The sequence below is a fragment of the Sphingobacterium phlebotomi genome (genome assembly GCF_008180195.1).
In the GTDB taxonomy this organism is placed as follows: Bacteria; Bacteroidota; Bacteroidia; order Sphingobacteriales; family Sphingobacteriaceae; genus Sphingobacterium; species Sphingobacterium phlebotomi.
The window spans coordinates 43944-65552 of sequence record NZ_VTAV01000006.1; the positions used below are offsets into that span (position 1 = coordinate 43944).

Here is a 21609-nt window from a genome sequence, read left to right on the forward strand (position 1 = left end):
TGTGTTACATGAACAATAGTATTATTGAAAGTATCTCTGCAATACAACGACAATCACCGGTGGACATTATCATCCACCAGATTAGGAATCTCATTGTTTCAGGACAATTGAAACCTGGAGACAAACTGCCTTCTGAACGCATATTGAGCGAAAGGTTTCAAACGAGCAGAAGCTATGTTAGAGAAGCCATCCTAAAATTACAATTCTACGGATTATTAAAAACAAACCCTCAAAGTGGAACCTATGTAGCGGGCATGGGTATTAACATCATCGATAGCATGATAGGTGATCTCATTAATTTCAACCAAGATGATTTCTATGCTTTAATTGAAGCGCGTTACCACTTAGAACTTACCGCCGTACAATTGGCTGCAATTCGACGCACCGAAGAAGATCTAAAAATCTTAAAGGAAACAATGCTAAGTTTTGAGATAAAAACGAAAAATGATCAATCGAGCGTCGAAGAAGACATGCTTTTTCATACCAAAATTGCGCAAGCGACACAAAACAATGTTATATCATCCATGATTCTTCATCTCATACCAGATTTGGTAAAGAACATTACGGAGAAAAAAGTATGTGGAGAAAATCAAGTGTATAAAGCAATCGACGAGCATCGCGCTATATACGAAGCTATAGAAAAACAGAACGCAAGCCTTGCAGAAGAAGCAATGCGAACGCATTTAAACGATATCTGGGAGCTAAGCCAACAAGAGATAAAAAACAGACAGTAATTTAATTCCATAAACCAAATAAACCATGAAAAACTACATAAAATATGTGGTCAGGATATTTTTTGCCCTATTTTTTCCGCTGATTGTTTCTGCACAGGAGTATCCCAGCTTATTGATAACAAAAGCTAATCTCCCTGCGTTAAGAGAAGGTGTGAAAGAATTCCCATTGCTGGAAAGTAGTTTTTTGGATATCCAGCGATCTGTAGATGCCGAGCTAGTTCATAAATTAATTGTCCCGACACCGAAAGATGCGGGTGGCGGATATACACACGAATTACACAAAAAGAACTACCAATTACTTTTGAATAGTGCCATCTGTTTTCAAATTACGCAAGACGTTCAATATTTTGATTTAAGCAAGAGCATATTAATAGCCTATGCCAACAAATATCAAAGCTGGCCGGAACATCCTAAAAGAAAAGAGAATCATCCCAGTGGACGTATCTTTTGGCAGAATCTAAATGACTGTGTATGGCTCGTAAATGCCATTCAAGCGTACGATCTAATTGTTTCAGAACTCTCCTCACAAGAACGGGAGATTATTGAAAAAGATCTTTTTATTCCTATGGGAGAATACCTTATGATTACGCATAAAGCAGTATTCGATAAAATCCATAATCACGGTACGTGGAGTATCGCCGCTGTAGGTATCACAGGGCTCGTATTAAATAAGCCCGAATGGGTAAACAAATCCCTTTACGGCAGTGCACTGGACAAACAAACAGGTTTTCTGAAACAGCTTGACGAATTATTCTCGCCCGACGGATATTATGCGGAGGGTCCCTATTATCAACGTTATGCCTTGTCGCCATTTATTTTATTTGCGAAGGCATTACATAACCATAAACCCGAACTCCACATATTCGAATATCGGAATCGTCTTCTTGCTAAAGCCATAGAAACCGTATTTCAGACCAGCTATACCAATGGCCTTCTTTTTCCATTAAATGATGCTATCAAGGATAAGTCTATAAAGAGTAACGAATTGGTACTGTCCAACAATATCGCTTATAGCGACATCGATACGAACCCTACTCTGCTAGGAATAGCAAAAAAACAAAACAACGTAACTATATCGGATGCGGGATTAAAGGTCGCTCGGGATATATTTTTGGGTAAATCAAAGGAATTCGATTACAAAACCATACTCATAAGAGACGGTAAGGATGGAAAAAAAGGTGGAATAGGTATTATTCGTTCTGGTGACGAAGATACACAACAAACACTCGTTCTTAAAAACACAACCCATGGAATGGGGCATGGGCATTTTGATCGCCTAAACTTCCTTCTCTATGACAATGGCTTCGAAGTATTTCCGGATTATGGTGCAGCTCGCTTCTTAAATATCGAAAGCAAATCCGGTGGCCATTATCTAAAAGAAAACAATACCTGGGCAAAACAAAGTATAGCCCATAATACCATCGTCATCAATGAGGCCTCACAATTTCAAGGAAATGTCGCTAAGGCAGAGCAAGCCTCCCCAACTCATATCACTTTATACGATCACGATACATTGAAATACGTCATTGCTTCTGACAGCCATTCTTATCCACAGATAAAGATTTCACGAGCTCTTGTAACGATCCAGATAAACGAATTTAAGAAACCGCTTATTGTCGATGTCAGCTACATATACAGTGGAAAAGCGCTAAAAACCGTTGACCTTCCTTATTATTACATCGGACAAGTGGTCGATCAAAGTAAAAAAAATGTAGAAGCGAACACTTCCCTACACTCCTTTGGTGAGAAAAACGGCTACGAACACTTATGGCTCAATAGCACGTATCCTCTCCAACCCCACGGTGATTATATTACTTTACTGAGCAATTATAAATTTTATAAAGTTCATTTTGCCAGTGAAAGTCCAAATAATACACTAAATCACGTGCTTCTAGGTGCCAATGATCCCGAGCTCAATCTGTTACCCACACGGGGTATCGTATTAAGACAAGAAAATTTACATGAAGCGATATTCGCCCAATTAATAGAAACTTATGGTGATATCAATCCAACAGACGAGACGATAAGTGATGCAAATCCTATTGTAAAAAACTTCAAAATCACACCGAAAGAAAAAAACAACGTCAACATAAGTTTCGAAGCCGGCGAGAATGTATTTCAACTTCAAACAGATTTGACAAACAATATAATTTCTAACATACAAATAGAACAATTATGATACAAAGCGAAAATTTTCAGTTCAACGACAACATCCAGTGGGAAGACCTTGGAAATGGAATAAAGCGCCAAGTGTATGGTTATGATGATACCATTATGCTTGTAAAAGCAAAATTTGAGGAGGGTGCCGTGGGTGACCTGCATAGTCACTTTCATGCACAAGTAACATATGTAGCGAGTGGCACTTTTAAAATGACTATAGACGGTGAGGAAAAAATTATAACTACAGGCGATGGATATTACGTACCACCACATGCCGTCCATGGATGTGTCTGCATCGAACCAGGTCTGCTCATCGATGTATTTTCTCCATTACGGGAAGATTTTTTACCAAAACAATAACCAGATGAAAAGGATAACTTTTATAATACTATCGATAATGGTTTGGGCACATAGTAATGCCCAAGTGGATACCGTTGTTTATCCGACCAACTTTTCCAAGAAACTGAATGTCGAATACGCCAAAGTTAACGATTGGGTGGGGTTAGTCGACATCTATTTCAACGCAACAAATCCAAATCCTACACCTATCGTTATCAACATCCACGGTGGTGGCTGGAACAAAGGCACGAAAGAGACACAACGTGGGTTTGGGTCTTGGTTCAAAAATGGTATTGCCGTTGCCAATATGGGTTATCGTTTATCGCAAATTGCAGCGGCACCCGCCGCCATCGAGGATGTCCGTGCCGTGATCGCTTATGTGAAGTATCATGCCAAAGAACTTAACATCGACCCTAACAAGGTTGTTATTATGGGTGGTTCAGCCGGTGGACATCTAGCCCTCATGGGCGGATTACTGGGCAATGATAAGAGGTTTGACAAAAACTGTCTTCCTGTTGAAGACATGCGCGTAGCCGCCGTCATCGATAAGTATGGTATTACCGAGGTGAAGGCATGGAAAAGCAAATCTGCACAACAATGGTTGGGAGAAAATCACCAAAGCAACAAGTTTATCGCATCCGTCTCTCCCATCAGTTATATCACCGAAAGCACCCCTCCTACCTTTATTGTACACGGGGATGCAGATCCCATTGTACCGATCGAAATGTCTTACGATCTACAAAAGAAGTTGGACAAAGCAAGAGTATATCATGAGCTATATATCGTTAAAGACGGCCTTCATGGTAAATTTCCGCAAGAGGAGAATCGGGAGATCAGCAAACGGATTATGCTATTTATAAAGAAACTCAACATTATTTAAATCTATCCGAATGAAACAGCTCATCTTTTTGATTTTCTTAACAGGGGTTTCCTGTGGGGCAACATCGCTCGTCCCACTGCCGACAGACGAAAGTCAACCTCAAAATCCCCACGTTTATACACTCATTAAAGTAGAAAGTACTGCTCAGCTGAAAAAGGCATTGGCGGAGGCACAGCCGGGAGACTCTATTGTAATTGCTCCAGGTACGTATGAGGGCAGATTTATACTCTCCAAAAGTGGAACCGAAACACAGCCTATCGTGGTAGAGGGTGCCGGGACAGCGACTATTTTAGATGCAGGTGATACCCATACCGGATATGTATTTCATTTACAAGGTAACCATTGTAAAATTAAAAAGATGATGCTACAAAATGGGCTAAAAGGTTTCATGGCTGATAATGCCTCTTTCAATACCTTAGCCTACCTTACTGTTAACAACATCGGCGAGGAAGCTATACATCTACGGAAGTTCAGCAGCCATAATGTGGTACAACATTGCGATATCTCGGCTACTGGCCTAAAAAGACCAGGCTACGGCGAAGGCATCTATATCGGAACGGCGAACAGCAATTGGGCAAGATACACGGATGGAGAACCGGACAAATGTGATTACAACACGGTTATACACAATAAAATCGGACCGGGTATCACAGCAGAATGTATCGATATAAAAGAAGGTACATCCTACGGCCTGATTGCCCATAATACATTTTACGCTGATGGAATTTCCGGCGAAAACAGTGCAGATAGCTGGTTAGATGTTAAGGGGAACAGCTACAAGATAGCGCACAACCAAGGATATCACGATGGTTCTAATACAAACTTTCTGGACGGCATACAGATTAATTGCGCTTATGAGGGGTGGGGCAGCTATAACATATTCAGCAACAACAGCTTTCAAGTTAATGCAGCAGGTTATGCCATCAACGTACGGCTCAAAAGCAGTAAAGGCGAAGCAGTAGGTAATATTATCGACGGCACAAACGAACAGGAAGGTGCCCAAAAAGGCTTAACCAACATTACCATAACGAATAAATAAACAAAATATTCAAATGAAAATAAAAGGTTTAAGATGGTATATCATCACGTTAATCGCGATTGCAACGGTTATCAACTACATCGATAGGAGTGCTATTAATATCCTTTGGCCCTATATACACGAAGATTTTGGAATTGATGCCGCTGATTCGAAAAATGCGCTAGCGGCTATTACGACATTCTTTATGATCGCCTACGCTATTGGTCAAACGGCTACTGGCAAAATGATGGACGCTATAGGCACTCGGCTGGGAATGACTATTTCCATACTAGGATGGAGCTTATCCATAGCATTACATGCGTTCGCCAGATCTATCATGAGTTTTAGCATTTTCCGACTTTTTCTAGGATTTTTTGAGGCCGGTAATTGGCCGGGCGCAACAAAAAGCAATGCGGAATGGTTTCCTCCAAGGGAACGGGCAATCGCCCAAGGGATTTTTGGTGCAGGCGCGAGCTTAGGGTCCGTGATTTCAGCCCCAATTATCGTTTTATTATACCTTGCTTTTGGTTGGAAAGCAACATTTGTCCTTATTGGTTTTTTAGGTATAATTTGGCTCATACCTTGGCTTTACTTCAATCGAAACGTGCCCGAAAAGCATCCGTTTATTACAGAAGAAGAGAAACAGCATATTGTGCAGGTTCAAGATAATATAGTATCACCCACAGTGGAGAAACTACATTGGAAAGCATTATTGAAAATCAAAAACACATGGGGAATTATACTCTCACGTTTTTTTATTGATCCCGTATGGTGGCTGTTCGTCACATGGCTTCCCACATTTTTAAAGGAACAATTCCATTTTGACATCAAGCAAATCGGAGCTTTTGCATGGGTTCCCTATTTATTTGCGGCTTTGGGTTCCCTGAGCGGAGGTTACTATTCTTCTTACCGCATCCGGAAAAATTTACCAGCTGTAGAAGCACGAAAAGAAGCGGTAACCATCGGTGCCGTCATTATGATTATTTCTTTAATCATCATATTGTTACGTTTGGATAGTTTACAGGAGTCTCCTGTCTTCGCTATGTGCCTGATCGGCATGACCTTATTTGGTTTCCAGTTTTTAATCAACAACATCCAAACGTTACCAAGTGATTATTTCAATGGCAAAAATGTAGGTACCGTATCGGGAATGGGGGGAACCGCAGCTGTATTGGGAACACTTATTACAACCTGGGCTGTGCCCATTATCACACAGACAAGCTATATATCGTTTTTCGCATTGGCGGCCGCGCTGGTACCCTTATCATGGATTAGCATAAAATATATTTACTCAAAAAAATAAAAAACAGATATGAAATTAAAAAACAAAGTCGCGATTGTGACAGGAGGAGGAAGAGACATCGGTAGAGAAGTATCGATCAAATTGGCAAAAGAAGGTGCGAAAGTCGTTATAAACTATTTCGGTAATGAAGAAAAAGCAAAAGAAACCCTAGACCTCATTCAAGCGTTTGGTGGAGAAGCAACGTTGGTCTATGCTGATGTGACGAAACCCGAAGATATCGAAAAGATCGTGCAGACTGCTGCTGACAAATATGGCAATGAAATCAACATTTTGGTGAATGTAGCTGGCGGACTGGTCGCCAGGAAAACAACCGAAGAAATGGAGGAGGAATTTTGGGACTATGTACTCAACCTCAACTTAAAGAGTGTTTTCCTTGCTGTAAAAAACACGCTACCCTATATGCCTCACGGAGGTGCAATAGTCAACTTTACCTCGCTGGCCGGACGAGATGGCGGTGGTCCAGGAGCAAGTGCTTATGCTACTTCAAAAGGAGCATTGATGACCTATACCCGTTCCTTGGCAAAAGAACTAGGCCCCAAAGGCATTCGGGTAAATGGTGTCGCTCCGGGTATGATTGCTACAACTTTTCATGATACATTTACAAAGCCAGAAGCACGCCAAAATACAGCGAATGCTACTCCGCTCAGACGGGAAGGGCAAGCATCGGAAGTAGCCGATCTGGTCGCATACTTGGTATCAGAAGAATCGAGCTTTGTGAGCGGAACAAACGTGGATATCAACGGAGGATTAAGTTTCTCGTAAAAAATACAAGCAAATGGACATCGAACCCATGTGTGTCCATTTGCTATTCAAATACATTATAAACCATATGATCATGAAAACATCGATTTACATCATGTTATTCACCCTCTTATTTTCCATATCATCTGTAAATCTTTATGGACAATCGAGGGTAAAAGTCACTGGAGAAGTGCGAGATGCACTAGGCAGCCCTATATCGGGAGCAAGCATTTCTATACAGAACAGCAAGCAAGCAACAAAAACAGATGAACAGGGTAAATTTGAAATACGGGTAGAAAAAGGGGGAATATTACTTATATCTGCAATAGGGCATCAACGTTATGCAAAACAGATTAACAACACAGAAAACATAAAAATATCCTTGAATCCTGAAGAAAAAGAAATTGAAGAGGTCGTCGTAATCGGATATGGTATACAAAAGAAATCCTCGGTAACAGGTTCCGTCAGCAAACTGGTCAATACTAATCTCGACGAAATACCCTCCTCTCGCCTAGATAATGCGCTAATCGGGAAAATAGCGGGTGTCTCTATCCAAAACGTTTCTTCGGAGGTAGGCGCGGAACCCGTCGTACGTGTACGAGGGTTTAACTCCATCAGTTCGAATACCTCTCCTTTGGTCGTCATAGATGGTTACCCTGTACCAGATGGTCTATCTTTTGTAAACCCACAAGATGTAGAATCCATAGAGGTACTGAAAGACGCTGCATCTGCTGCTATTTACGGTTCGAGGGCCGCGAATGGCGTTATTTTGATTACCACAAAAGAAGGTGTAGCAGATCGTCCGCAATACTCGGTAAAAGCATATACCGGTGTACGAAATACCTTGGAGCTGCATCCTATTATGACCATGTCTGCGTATGTCACCAAACTATACGATGAAGCCGCGCTGCGCGAAAACGATCCCTCCGTACCGGAAAATAGAAGAAATTTAATCAATAATAATGAGCGAGCGCAATACGTTATCGAAAATCAAATTATTGGGCAATCAACAAACTGGCAGGAACTTGCTTTACAACCGGCTACCATCAGCAATCTACAGGTTGGTCTTTCGGGAGGTAAAAAAGAAATAAAGTACTTCTTGACTGCCAACGCACAGACAGATCAAGGAGCAATGCGTTACAATGAAAATGACCGCATGTCTATCCGCGCAAAAATTAATACAACACTCAGCCCAAAGCTGAAACTAAACTTAAATATCAATCCGTCTTATAACAAAACACAAAGACCAGGTGTAAATTACACAGATTATTACCGTTGGTACTCTTCAGTACCTGCCTATCACACCGAATTTTCGGCCGCATATGTGAATCAAAATCTACAATGGGCCGATGTTAAACCTGGCGATTACGCACAAGCAAGACATTTTAATAGTTTACGCTATTCGGGTTATATGCCTGATGGCACTTTATGGACGAGTTCTGGCGCTTTAGACCCATGGAATACCGCAAACAATACACCATTGTCTATCGCCAACCGAGTAGACGATACACGCGTGCGGTATCGTCTACTCGGAAGCATGGATCTTAATTATGAAATCATCAAAAATCTAATCTTCAAAACCTCTGTGGGTGGATATTATAACATTGACCAACACCAGGTATTTACACAGAGTGATGCCAGACAAGACGGTGCAGTTAATCAAGCAACGATTTTCACCCGCCACTACAAGGACTTGCTGTGGGAAAACACATTAAATTACACAAAGAATATTAAAAAGCACAACTTTACAGGTTTATTAGGTTTCACCACGCAACAAACCTGGATCGATGATGCCAATATGGTCGGTAGAGATTTCCCAACCGAAGATTTTAAAACATTAAATCAAGCCGGACAGATCGATCAAAGTTTAACAAATACGCTGAAAGATCAAATTGGATTGATATCCTATCTCGGCCGGATTACATACGATTTTGATAATAAATATATGTTGGCAGCATCTTATCGTATTGACGGTAGCTCCTATTTTGCTAAAGGAAACAAATACGGTAGTTTTCCTTCCATCTCCGCAGGGTGGATGCTTTCGGAAGAAAACTTTATGAAGGATATATCATGGTTGAGTTCATTAAAAGTTCGTTCAAGCTACGGTGCTACAGGAAACAACAGGATTAATAGCTTTGCCTTCCAAGATCTAATGTATCCCGCAAACTATGCTTTTGGTTCGGGTACGGGCAATATAAATTTAGGCCTCTCTCCCAATGGAGCATTGTTGGCAAATCCGAATATCACCTGGGAAAGAACATTTGAATCCAACACCGGTCTTGACGTCGCTTTTTTAAAGAACCGTATCGCGCTAACGGTTGAATATTACAATTCAAAAACGGATCGGCTACTTTACAATCAAGCCACTATGGCATTTAGTGGTTCCGATGAATATATTAATAATGCCGGAAAAGTTCAAAATAAAGGTATAGAGATCGAATTGACGACCAAAAATATGACAAAACCTCATTTTGAATGGACAACTAATTTAAACATCAGCCACAATAAAAATACGCTTATTGATTTAGGCGGTGAGCCTTTCCAATATAGTTTTGGGGAAAGAAATGAGGTTTATGCGGCCACTATAGGTCAACCTTCTATTCAGTTCTTCGGTTACAAAACAGATGGCGTTTGGCTTTCACAATCTCAAATAGACGAAGCTGTGGCTAATGGATTGACAACCAACATCAGTAATTATCTCATGGCCGGCGGACTTAAAATCGTGGATGTGAATAACGATAACATGATCGATCAAAATGACCGTACCGTTATCGGCTCTCCTTTCCCTGATTTCACTTGGGGCATCACAAACACGTTTAAATACAAAGATTTAGATCTGAGTTTTTTGGTACAAGGGGTACAAGGTGGCCAGCTAGTCAATGGCGATCATAACTATAATGAGTCTAAGCGTTTTAACCGCAACGTAGTCGAAAACAGATGGATAAGTGAAATGTATCCCGGCGATGGCAAAACGCCCTATCTCACCAACGGCGTCAATTGGATGTTAACGGACTATGTTGTGGAAAGTGCCTCTTATGCTTCCCTACGATCCGTTATATTCGGTTACACATTCAAACAAAAAATACTAAACAAGCTCGGGGTCAAAGCGCTACGACTGTACGCCTCCGGAGAAAACCTACTTTATTTTATGGGTAACAACTACAGGGGTATTAATCCAGAAGCCCGTACCACCTCGGGTAACTATAATAATCCATTAGTAAATGGCTATCAACGTGGTGCCTTCCCCCTGATGCGTACATACACGTTTGGTCTAGATTTCAATTTTTAAACTGACAAAATCATGAAAAGAATATTGTTATACAGCATGTTAGTCGTTGCGCTAAGTTCTTGCGAACGAATAATTGATATAGACCCTATATCCAATGTCGGCGTTGGTGCATTCTATCGTGACTACAAAGAAGCTAATACGGCACTTACGGGTTGCTACAATGGGATGCATGCACCACTATATAATGAGTGGATGATGACGGAGTTACGTTCTGATCTCTCCTTACAAGGCGTGGCAAATAGCAGTGCTGCACCTAGAATAGAACAAAACGAATTGGATATGTTCACCCTAAATGCCGATCATCTCCAAGTGTATGATTACTGGATAAATACATACCGAAACATCCGTGCAGTAAACTACCTATTAAACAATATGGGTGTTCAGTATATAGACGGCGATCACCAAATCCAACGAAATGCCAATATGACGGAAACGGAATGGCAACATATTGTGGGAGAGGCATTGTTCATTCGGGCTTATCACTATTTTAATATGGTCAGGTTATTTGGGAATATCTTTATGGTAACAGAACCCGTAAACCCCAACACATCAAAATCAAAAAATTACGATACCAAAGAAGATGTCTATAATTTAATCATCGCTGACTTACAAAGGTCCATCGAAGTTCTTCCCGCAATACAATATCAGAACATTCCGTCGGACGATTTAGGGCGCGTCACCCATTGGGCTTCTCGAGCAATGTTAGCTAAGGTATTCCTGACACTCGACAGAAAAAACGATGCCTTATCAGAATTGAATGAAATAATCAGCAAAAGCGGACATGAATTAGCAACGAGTTATAGCGATGTTTTCTCGATTGGAAATGAAATGAATGCAGAAATCCTATTCGCTGTTCGATACAAGGCCGGCGGTTTTGGTTTGGGCTCTCCATTTGCTAATCTTTTCGCTCCCACTGGCTCAGGATCGGCTGTTGTAAACAATGATGGTGATGGTCTAAATTTCCCGACCTATGAAGCCATGTCCATGTATTATACTTCACATGCAACCAACAAGGATACCCGATATGCTGCCAATCTCGCCATTTATAGTCCTACGAAGCCTTATGTAAAGAAGTACGTTTCGCCTATAATGACACGTTATGACGCGGAAAACGATTTTCCTGTTCTACGATATGCAGATATATTGCTTATGAAAGCCGAAGCACTTGGGTATGACGGGCCAAATGGAGAGTCTGTACAGCTCATCAACACCGTTCGAGAAAGAGCAGGCGCCGTAGAATACGATGGTTCTTCTGCTTTTTCCGCCCAATTCTTCACCTACCCGACCACAGGTACAAACAGTATCGATAGCGAGTCGCGATTTATCGACGCTTTGCTGAACGAACGCAAGTTAGAATTGGCATTTGAAAACCAACGTTTCTTCGATCTCGTACGATTTGGCAAAGCGATAGAAACTTTGAAACAACATTTCGAGAACGAATATCCCGAGCATTACAGCCGAATTGTTCCAGCAATTTCCCTGGAAGATTTAAAAGCAAAAGTGACGGAGCAGCGATTGCTTTTGCCTATCCCGCTTCGGGAGATTACCACAAACAATGAATTAGAACTTGAACAAAATCCTGGATATTAAACCATAAACGTGATGAAAACTATAGTTCATATCATAGCCATAACCGTATGTATTTTCGGCATACTGGCTTGTTCTAAAAAAAGTGAGGACGTGATTCTCAACGATAAGGGAGCAAAAGATGTTGTCGAAGCACAAGATTATACTTTTAACACCGCAACGAAAACATTTACGCCCCAGAATAATATTGAAGCACAAATTACTTCCCAAAAAGATATCAACTTTATATATACCTATCTTATCAGAGAAGGCGTGAGTGATTCATTAGTAGATATCACCTATACACAAGACCTCGACAGCAAACGAAGTATCCAATTTGTGATGGAAGCTGATTTATTTGAGCATATACCCATGCAGGATGTTTCCGGATTAAAACTGATGATTAAACGAACAGATAATAGCTCAGACGAAGCTGTTATCAACATCCAAAGCTTTACTCCCCCGCTTCCTTTTTGGGAGAATGTTCCCGCATCATTGGTTCCCGATGATGCGAACGTAATCCAAGTCACCGCTACTGCGAAATCGGAAAATGGAATTACAAAAATCGAACTGTATGATGATTATCAAGGGGCTTTTGTAAAAGTGCACGAAATGGATTTAAACGGTGAAACAGCATACGCGTTTAATTATGCTTATACATATCGACCAAATGCAGCGAATCTAAAACTCATCATGTACGACTCCTATGGGCTGTCATCGGAAGCCTTAATAGCTATTCCTATTCTTCCCTACGAGATATACACCAATGTAATCATGAGCGCACAGGGCACCAACGCTGTAACCTTTAATAATAGCGCCATGCTCTTGCCGAGTTTTGAATTGATAGGCCCTTGTAATTTCGCCAATAAAGAGGAAGCTATATCTTTCTTTACCTATGCTACCAGCAGCGGTGTATCCTTATATGCGCCTACCAACACCACAAATATTATTGGAAATTATAGATGCAACGGCTCACCGTACACACCTATTACACCCCCGTCGAACTGGGTCGCGACACGTTTCCGCGTATTGCTGCCATCAAATTCAAGGCAACAAGAGGTATATGATGCCTACAATACCAACAGTATCCCCGATTTATCGGATGATTTCTTTGATGGTATCTCAGTTCCTTCCAGCTCTGCTCCGCGGTATTCGTCTACAGCGGAAGCATCGGCGAGTATATTCACTCAGGAAGCCTATTTAATCTGGGCAACCATACCAAATCCTCAAGGAACCATCAATGTTTTGCTTCGTATCCGTGACGTGCTAGAAAATGGCAATGAATCGTCAATACGATTTGATCTGATAGTACCCAAAAATTAAGTATAGATATATTAAACAAAAATAGTATGAAAACATTCATGAATAGCTTACTGATTACATTGCCTCTATTGTCATTATCCGGAGGCGTGTCTACTTCTATATCCGATTTGTTTAACACAAAAGAGATAGTGGAAGAGGTGGTGCATACTAAAAGTTATGAAATCCTCCAAGATATTACGATGAATACACAGGGCAACAGTAAAACTACTTTCGATAATAGTGCGGTTATATTACCAGAGTTCCAATTGATCGGTCCGTGTACTTTGAACAATAATGAAAAGAAAATAGCACTGCTCGCCTACTATACAAGCAAAGGTGTATCTATTTATTCGCCCAATAACGCAACGAATATCATCAAAAATTACAGGTGCAATGGAGTTCCATACGAAGCACTAATCACACCGGCAGAGTGGACAGCAACCCGTTTTCGGGTACTACTTCCTTCGAACAAAAAGCAGCGCGCTGTTTATGAAGCATTTAATTCCGGAGATATCACTCAGCTATCCGACGATCTCTTCAAGGGAATCCCAGAACCATCGAGTTCGGCAATACGATATTCAACAACCGAAACACCTGCATCGAATGTATTCAATACGATAGATACCTATCTAATTTGGGCAAAAATTCCTACGGAGCAGGGAAGTATGAACGTATTGATACGCATGAAAAAAGTAACAGAAAACGAAAATTTATCAACATTGAAGTTTGACTTGGCTGTACCGAAAGATTAATTTATTAGGGAGCAATAAGAGAAAAATATGAAAAAAATAATTGGCAGCATCTTACTCCTGCTACCGTTAGTTATCTTTGGCAACGATATATCCGTAGCAACACCGCAGGAGCTTGAGCAAGCAGCAAAGAAAGCAGATCCGGGAGACCGGATCATCATTACGGATGCTGGTATATGGAAAGACGTCAACTTGAAGATACGTGGACATGGAACAACACAGCAGCGCATCGTTATCACCACTAGCGATGACGCTCCTTTATTCATAGAGGGTACATCGTCCCTATCCATAGCCGGTGAACATCTCCATCTCAAAAACTTCTACTTCCGGAAAGGGCATGCGGCTAAAAATTCCGTGATTACATTTCGAATAAGTGATGATCTGGCCAACCACTGTACGATTGAAAATTTTGTTATTGACCATTACAATAAGCTGAATCGCTTTGACAGCGACAATTGGGTTGTACTTTGGGGACAGCACAATCGTATTATCCACTGTACTTTTGACGGAAAAATCAATGCAGGCCCGGTACTTATTGTCGAGTTAAATGATGAAAGAAGCCAAAAGAATTTTCATCTTATCGAAAAAAACCACTTTAAAAACCGATATCGTTTAGGCTCCAATGGAGGAGAAACGATACGAATAGGCGTTTCCCGCTACTCCATGCACGATTCCAACACACAATTGACCAATAACTTTTTTGAACACTGTTCAGGAGAGACGGAAATCGTTTCGATAAAATCTGGTGCCAATTACATCGCGGGAAATTACTTTTTCGAATGCGAAGGTTCTTTGGTATTGCGTCATGGCGATAACAATGTGGTGGACGGGAATATATTTGATGGTAACTTCCAAAAGGAAACCGGAGGCGTCCGAATGGTTAATTCCGGCCATGTCATCAAAAACAACATGTTTAAAAATCTTCGTGGTGAAGGATTCAGATCACCATTAACGATTATGAACGGTGTTCCTAATTCGCTGATAAACCGTTACATGCCGGTGAAGGATGTCAAGATCCATCATAATACTTTCGTCCAATCCGGAAGTTTGGTATTTGGTGGGGGAAAAGACAATGAACGGACTGTCGCACCTGAAAACATCCGTTTCGAGAACAACACCTTCGTACAATACAGCGACGAATGGTACATGGACAACAATAAAAAAGGAATACTATTTGCCAATAACAATGCGTCAGATGTTTTCCAGGATGTAAAGGTGAACAGCAATAGCTTTGGTTCTACTTTAGTTTCCAAAAATGTACAAACAGATGCTCATGCTTCTACAAAATATATTATCGAAAACGCAGACGAACTATACAACGTCCTCCAACAGGCACATGCATATGATACCCTTTTTCTTCAATCCGACCAATTGATCTTTGGTTTGGAGAAACCACTCCTTATTACCAAACCATTGATCCTCACCGGTAATCAACAATATATCTTTGTCAGTAACGCAGACAAGACACTACCGGCATTTATTGTTATCGCCAATAACGGTTCTCTCCAGGTAGAAAACATTCATTTTTTAGGCACATATGAAAGCTATGGAAATGTTCGTGCGGGAATCAATACAGATATGGACGGTGTACTACAGTGTTACACCTTAAAAGTCAAAAACTGTACATTTACCGATTTTAACGAAAGTAGTTTTGCGGGGATAAAAGCGGAAAAGGCGTCTTTTGCAGATTCCCTGTATGTCGAGAACTGTTTGTTCCACAATATATCGGGTAATGGAATAGCATTCAACGCCGAGAGAGATGATAAAGGGATTTACAACGTAGAAAATGTATGGATTAACAACTGTATATTTTCCAATATATTAAATAGTGCAATTGATATTTATAGAGGTGGAAATGACGAAAGTACAACTGGCCCTTTTGTGGAGATATACCATTGCACATTCAACGAAGTTGATAATAAAGAACAAGGTGCAGCGGTCAGATTGATAGGTCCTCAATATATCCGCTTTGCCAACAATCAGATTTATAGATCCGGTCAGGGAGGAAGAAGTATTGAATGTCGGGAGTTTCGATATCACGATATACGTATACAACATTCCAATTTCTTCGAATCTGGGAAAATAGATACATTCTACCCCCAAAACATCGGCGACAATACACAAGAAAAACCCGTTTTGATAAATTACAAAAAACTGGACAAGCAATTACCAAAATCTTTTAAACTAAAACAAACGATAGGAAGTTATGAACTTATATAAAAACATGGCGATCATATTGCTCTTTATCCTATTGGGAAGTAAAAATAGCTGGGGGAATATATGGGGAGCATCTCCTTTTAACATTTCTAACACAACATATAAGGTAAAAAATGCGGAAGAATTGCATGTACTCAAACCTCAAGCAGGTGATACGATTATCCTGATAGGTAGCGATTGGCAAAATAGCGTGCTTCAATTAAAAGGCTCAGGCACCAAAGATGCACCTATTGTTTTTCAAGTTGCTGATCCGAAGAAAACAAAATTTTCGAAAAATTCAAACTTGATCATAGACGGTACCTGGCTTATAGCAGACGGTTTTGTGTTTAAGGATGGATTTTCAATGGGTAAAGACGTAATCACATTTTCTAAAAAATCATCGCATTGCACCTTGATGAATTCAGGGATTCTGCATTACAATCCCAACAACAAGGATATCGATTACAAATGGGTTTCCTTGCATGGCACACACAACACCGTTATAAACTGCGAGTTCACAGGAAAGACGCATTCGGGAACAACGCTCGTTGTGTGGCTAAACGAAAATCCGAATCATCATCAAATCCTGCATAACTACTTCGGGCATCGCCCAGACCTTGGAAAAAACGGCGGTGAGACCATTCGCATTGGCACCAGCCATTGGTCTATGCACTCCTCAAAAACTCTCGTAAAAGGCAATACCTTTGACAATTGCGATGGTGAAATTGAAATTATTTCTGTTAAATCCTGTCACAACATACTGGAAAACAATTTATTCTTCGAATGTGCAGGAACCCTAACCCTCCGACATGGCAACGACAATATCGTTCGGAATAACCATTTCATCGGAAATAACAAAGCAAATACCGGAGGTATCCGCATCATTGGCGAAAGGCATCAAGTAAGCAACAATCATCTGTATAAATTGAAAGGCACATCGTTAAGAGCTCCCATATCTGTTATGAATACGGTGAAAAACCCCGAACTGAACGAATATTTCCAAGTCATCGATGTGCAGATTGATCACAATGTAATCTTAGATTGCACGGAGGGAATCGTTTTCGGAAGCGGAGCAAATACCACCAGAGTACTTCCACCTAAAAACCTATCCGTTACATCCAATACGTTTCTCCATGTGACCACTCCTCTTACGTTTATGAGCGAGCCCATCGGTTTGGAGATAAAAGATAATTTTCAAAATATACCGTAGAATCTCTACGAAATCCTCAAAAAAATCCCCTGTACTTCACTGTGTACAGGGGATTTTGTCTGCAAAAAAGATCTCTCATTACGGGATAGCTGCTCCCATCGCAGCGCTATTACTACGCGATTTGCCGTTCTGGTCATATGTGATGACTTCGGCAGGAATGGCGGGAGTATACGTATTGCCTAGATTTTTCAGTTGAGCTGCGGACATTCCCAATGTCGCAGCGGCTGAACCCGAAGATAACAGTACAGTCTTGGTATGCCCTCCATGATTTGTGAAATTCCCTAACATCGTTTCAAAATCAAACGACGAACCGGAGATGACAGTACCGTTTCCATCCAACAATTGATTCCCGCGGACACTTGAAGAAAATACCGGATTGGCTCCTGAGCCAGTAAATATATCCCCACCACTAACAGCCGTATTACCTGATAAAATGGAATTATAGATACGGAGTGTGGTATTGGATGTTAGTTCAATGCCTCCTCCATTGTTATAGCCCTTATTTCCAGTAATAGATGTGCTGATCACATCTAATCGAGAGGGAGCCGCTGCTGTTCCATAGAGACTAATACCCGCTCCATGGCCACCGATATTTTCGTAGAACGTAGAGTTTACGATCACTGTTACCGAACGTTCCCTTCCATAAAAACCGCCCCCACGACGTGTTTCACTTAAACCGGCACCGTTGTTATTGTTATATGCGATAGTACTGTTATAAATATAAGTATAAGTGGGCTGCGAGCCGCTAAAAGCATAAATTCCCGCACCTACACCGCTGATGGTATTATTTGATATCTCACAATCATTAAAATAAACCGTCGCTGCCTCGTTAAAGATACCTCCTCCATTACCGCCATTATGTGTTCCCTTATTCTCTTTGATTGTGCTTCGTTCAAATCGCACCGTAGCCCCCGAAAAGGCAAATACGCCCGCAGCATGAAAGCCCGTTGTATTTTCGGATATCTCACAATCAAAAATATCGACCGTCGAGCGGGCCACGATCAACCCACCTCCATAGAAACGATAATATTGGGCGCCGTTTAGCGTGATATGCCCTGTTCCACTGTTAGCCGCCTGTCCGTGCTTAATTGAAAGACCTTGCAAAACAACTTTCTGTCCCTTCTGAGGTGGCGCAGTAATAGCCACGGTGTGATAGACCTTTCCTGAAGACGTATTGCCACTCAGAATAGTTTCATACGAGGTAGGATCAGATACGGCTCCTTCCACCGCATCATCCGGATATCCACCTATTAGACCTATATTACTATGTATCTCAAATGTCCTATCAGCGGCGTTACTAGCACTCCCACCTGTGAGAACTTTTGTTGGTATATACGTACCAGCCGCAATATGGATAACATCCCCAGGAACTACCGCATCCAATGCTTTGTCTAAAGTAGTAGCCTCATTCCACGAAAGCCCCGAATTTTCTTCAGTTCCCGTAGTTTTCACATAGAAATGTGTAACCAAATCACTTGGTTCTGCAGCTGCTTGGATAACCTGTATTTTCTTTTCATTATCTTTCGTAATCCAAACGGTCAATTCCGCATTCCTTGGAGTGGTACTTCTATTGCGAGCGATACTAAATGTAATCTTTCCATCTGCCAAAGCATTTTCAGAAGAAAAACTAACCCAGTCTGCATTACTTTTTACACGCCAAGGTAAATTCGATTCTACATTGATTGTAAATTCTCCACCCTCTTTACTCACTTCGATAGCATCGGTCTCCAATGAAAACGCTGGCTCTTGCGGCGTAAAACTACCCAAATCTTCAACTTTCGAACAGGAAAAGCAAACACCAAGTAGTAACACGAAGAGTATGCCAGTCCACTGATTCAAATATCTGTTCATATTATTTTCTTTAAAATGTCCTTATTCAGAAGTGATTAATAAACCGTTGGCCACAGAACGCTCCTGACCGCCATTATCTGTCGGCCAGTTGCGTATTTCAAAACGATCCGCAGAAAAATCGGGTGTATTGCGGATGAAGAATGTGGTAGAACCTCCCCCATCGAGATTAATCCCATTTTCCGCTCCCAATGCCTTCAAACAATGTCCCAACTCTTCGAACAACATGCCATTGGAATACCAGAAATTTCTGCCGTCAACGGCCAATATGAATACCTTCTGACCGTCGGCAGAAACGCCGATACAGGTACGAGGTTCCACCGTAGTATCCATGTGTGTGAGCACAGCTCCATCGCGCACCAGCGTTACGCTACCGCCGACAGCTTCTTTGATCACACCGGTCGCAGCGATACTAGGATATTCATCTCGGGTAGCCACGAACGCGTTTCCGTCGTGACCAATAGCAAAAAAGCTTCTTTCCCCACTATCAAACGTTGTCCGTAGCGCAACGCCCTGCTTATAAAACACACCCCGCGGCGTACCGTTATCCATATTGTAAAAATCTCCGTTAACCCCTGCCCACACACGTTTAGCTTCGGAATCTACATGAGTTGCCTGTACTGTCATGCGTTGCATGCCAAAGGTATTCGCATCATTTGGGGAAGAAGCGACGATATCGATATTGGGATGACTAAGGTCAACCTCAAAAATAAAAATCTTCATGGCTAACCCTTTCTGCGATAGATATTCTATTTCGCTAGCGACAATGCCGTCCGTCACCTTATACAGCGTATCTGTAAATATCTGGGCAAAAAGGTCCGTTCCTTCTACCAGTTTTTTACCAAATTCCGTTTTAGGCTCTGCCTTATATTCGAAATGATACTCGTTCTTATCACAACCATATTGAACGACGACAAACGACAACGCTATCATCATCCAGCATATATTTTTAATCTTATTCATCTGCTTATATTTTATTTGATTTCCAATCAAACTTATACACATTAATAACCTGGGTTAGGCACGAGATTAGGGTTGAGCTGTAACTCTCTACCGGGAATAGGCAACACGTGCTGATGATCGAGTAACTGCAATTCCTCCTTCGCCCGTTCTGTTCTTACCAGATCGTGATACATAAAGTTTTCTCCCAACAATTCGCGTTTTCTCTCGTTTAATATAGCTGTCAGGTATTCATTATCATTAGCAGGAAAGATATCCCCTAAACCTCGGAATCGACGCAGCTCATTCAGCCGTTCAACGCCTAACGATCTTCCTTGTGCTTCTGCACTAATGAGGTACATTTCGGCTATTCTAGAAACGATAAAAGGGTCGCGGCCGGTTTGTCCACTGGGGTACTTATTGATACATTCCGTACCAGCGATATTGATCAATGAAATAGCTTTTCTCTTATCGTCATCAGCAAACAATGCGATGGTTTCCGGTGTAGGCTTATAAGCGCCCTGCCCTCTGTTCGGGTGCCCATAAGTATAGAATAGATCACTGATATTGATACTTGATTCTTCCGTACGGTTCGCGAACGCAAAAATGGTTTCTGTATCGCTGGCATCACGGAAAATACGTTCAAAGGTATCCAACCGATAGGCTCCATCGGTAATTAAGCTTTCAGCCAAGGTAGCCGCTTGTTCCATTTTCCCTTGGCTGAGCATTACCCGTGCTTTTAGGGCAATAGCCGCACCGCGGGAAACGTAGTAATAACTTGAAGAACTACCGAGCAACGCCACCGCTGCATCTAATTCTTCTTCGATAAACGTCCAGACATTCGCTATAGGGTCCCGATGAACACGCTCCATCGTATTGTTCCGTAAAATCGGCACATCGCCCCATCGAGTTGCTAAGCAAAAATAGATGTACGCCCGAAAATAATGAGCCTCTCCTTTAGATAAGGAAGCCAATTCCGCTTCCGGGAAACGCTCCGCCACCGCAAGCATATTATTCACTTGATACAGCGCGCTAAAGTAACCGTTCCAGCTTGCCCCGACAGTAGCGTTCAACGGACTCAATGTCGCGTTAATCAAATCTCTAGAGGTGCCCGAATTAGTCTGTATCGTTCCACCGAGCATATCAAACAGGATAAATGAGCGGACAGTCGGGTCATTTTGCACGCTATTGTACATACCATTCCGTACCGCAGGGACATCGCGTATATCTACCGCATCCGGCGAAATGGCCGCGAACGAAAACTGCTCTAACTGGTCAGCACAAGATCCAAATAGTGCTATGGCCATCATGGCTATTATATATTTCTTCATCACT

The 21609-nt window shown here is 41.5% G+C and carries 16 protein-coding genes; 13 read left to right on the forward strand and 3 right to left on the reverse strand.

The window, feature by feature from the left end; all coding sequences use genetic code 11:
- Positions 1-8 precede the first annotated feature (8 nt).
- The 13 genes from FXV77_RS10830 (at position 9) to FXV77_RS10890 (ending at position 17487) form a co-directional block, all read left to right on the forward strand.
- Positions 9-734: a FadR/GntR family transcriptional regulator gene (locus FXV77_RS10830; RefSeq protein WP_148919255.1), complete on the forward strand. Its 726-nt coding sequence runs from the start codon at positions 9-11 to the stop codon at positions 732-734.
- Positions 735-759: 25 nt separating this feature from the next.
- Entirely contained in the window at positions 760-2913 is a 2154-nt protein-coding gene (locus FXV77_RS10835) for a heparinase II/III domain-containing protein (RefSeq protein ID WP_148919256.1), read from the forward strand.
- Positions 2910-3254 (forward strand): cupin domain-containing protein, encoded by a 345-nt coding sequence (locus tag FXV77_RS10840; protein WP_148919257.1) that lies wholly within the window; start codon positions 2910-2912, stop codon positions 3252-3254. The genes FXV77_RS10835 and FXV77_RS10840 overlap by 4 nt, the downstream gene beginning before the upstream one ends.
- Before the next feature lie 4 nt (positions 3255-3258).
- Positions 3259-4113, forward strand: a complete 855-nt coding sequence (locus FXV77_RS10845; protein WP_148919258.1) for an alpha/beta hydrolase — start codon at positions 3259-3261, stop codon at positions 4111-4113.
- A gap of 10 nt (positions 4114-4123) precedes the next feature.
- Positions 4124-5152 carry a chondroitinase-B domain-containing protein gene (locus tag FXV77_RS10850; protein ID WP_148919259.1) on the forward strand — a complete coding sequence of 343 codons (1029 nt, stop codon included), beginning with the start codon at positions 4124-4126 and terminating at the stop codon, positions 5150-5152.
- A 13-nt stretch (positions 5153-5165) separates the two neighbouring features.
- A complete protein-coding gene (locus tag FXV77_RS10855; RefSeq protein ID WP_148919260.1) occupies positions 5166-6434 on the forward strand; it encodes an MFS transporter in 1269 nt (422 codons plus the stop codon).
- Between the two features lie 9 nt (positions 6435-6443).
- The gene (locus tag FXV77_RS10860; protein WP_148919261.1) at positions 6444-7196 is read left to right on the forward strand and encodes an SDR family NAD(P)-dependent oxidoreductase; all 753 of its coding nucleotides are present in this window, start codon (positions 6444-6446) and stop codon (positions 7194-7196) included.
- 73 nt (positions 7197-7269) lie between these two features.
- The gene (locus tag FXV77_RS10865) at positions 7270-10464 is read left to right on the forward strand and encodes a SusC/RagA family TonB-linked outer membrane protein (protein ID WP_148919262.1); all 3195 of its coding nucleotides are present in this window, start codon (positions 7270-7272) and stop codon (positions 10462-10464) included.
- A gap of 12 nt (positions 10465-10476) precedes the next feature.
- Positions 10477-12054 carry a RagB/SusD family nutrient uptake outer membrane protein gene (locus tag FXV77_RS10870; RefSeq protein WP_148919263.1) on the forward strand — a complete coding sequence of 526 codons (1578 nt, stop codon included), beginning with the start codon at positions 10477-10479 and terminating at the stop codon, positions 12052-12054.
- A 12-nt stretch (positions 12055-12066) separates the two neighbouring features.
- Positions 12067-13353 (forward strand): hypothetical protein, encoded by a 1287-nt coding sequence (locus FXV77_RS10875; RefSeq protein WP_148919264.1) that lies wholly within the window; start codon positions 12067-12069, stop codon positions 13351-13353.
- A gap of 26 nt (positions 13354-13379) precedes the next feature.
- Complete coding sequence (locus tag FXV77_RS10880) at positions 13380-14084, forward strand: hypothetical protein (protein ID WP_148919265.1); 705 nt, start codon at positions 13380-13382, stop codon at positions 14082-14084.
- 27 nt (positions 14085-14111) lie between these two features.
- Complete coding sequence (locus tag FXV77_RS10885; RefSeq protein ID WP_148919266.1) at positions 14112-16301, forward strand: chondroitinase-B domain-containing protein; 2190 nt, start codon at positions 14112-14114, stop codon at positions 16299-16301.
- The gene (locus FXV77_RS10890; RefSeq protein ID WP_148919267.1) at positions 16288-17487 is read left to right on the forward strand and encodes a polysaccharide lyase 6 family protein; all 1200 of its coding nucleotides are present in this window, start codon (positions 16288-16290) and stop codon (positions 17485-17487) included. Before FXV77_RS10885 ends, FXV77_RS10890 begins: the two co-directional genes overlap by 14 nt.
- 78 nt (positions 17488-17565) lie before the next feature.
- Here the strand turns inward: FXV77_RS10890 and FXV77_RS10895 are convergent, their stop codons facing one another.
- The 3 genes from FXV77_RS10895 to FXV77_RS10905 are packed head-to-tail and all read right to left on the reverse strand — an operon-like array spanning position 17566 to position 21605.
- Complete coding sequence (locus FXV77_RS10895; RefSeq protein ID WP_148919268.1) at positions 17566-19338, reverse strand: BACON domain-containing protein; 1773 nt, start codon at positions 19336-19338, stop codon at positions 17566-17568.
- 21 nt (positions 19339-19359) lie between these two features.
- Positions 19360-20298 carry a phosphodiester glycosidase family protein gene (locus FXV77_RS10900; protein WP_246162422.1) on the reverse strand — a complete coding sequence of 313 codons (939 nt, stop codon included), beginning with the start codon at positions 20296-20298 and terminating at the stop codon, positions 19360-19362.
- Between the two features lie 41 nt (positions 20299-20339).
- Positions 20340-21605 (reverse strand): RagB/SusD family nutrient uptake outer membrane protein, encoded by a 1266-nt coding sequence (locus tag FXV77_RS10905; RefSeq protein WP_148919269.1) that lies wholly within the window; start codon positions 21603-21605, stop codon positions 20340-20342.
- Between the last annotated feature and the right edge of the window lie 4 nt (positions 21606-21609).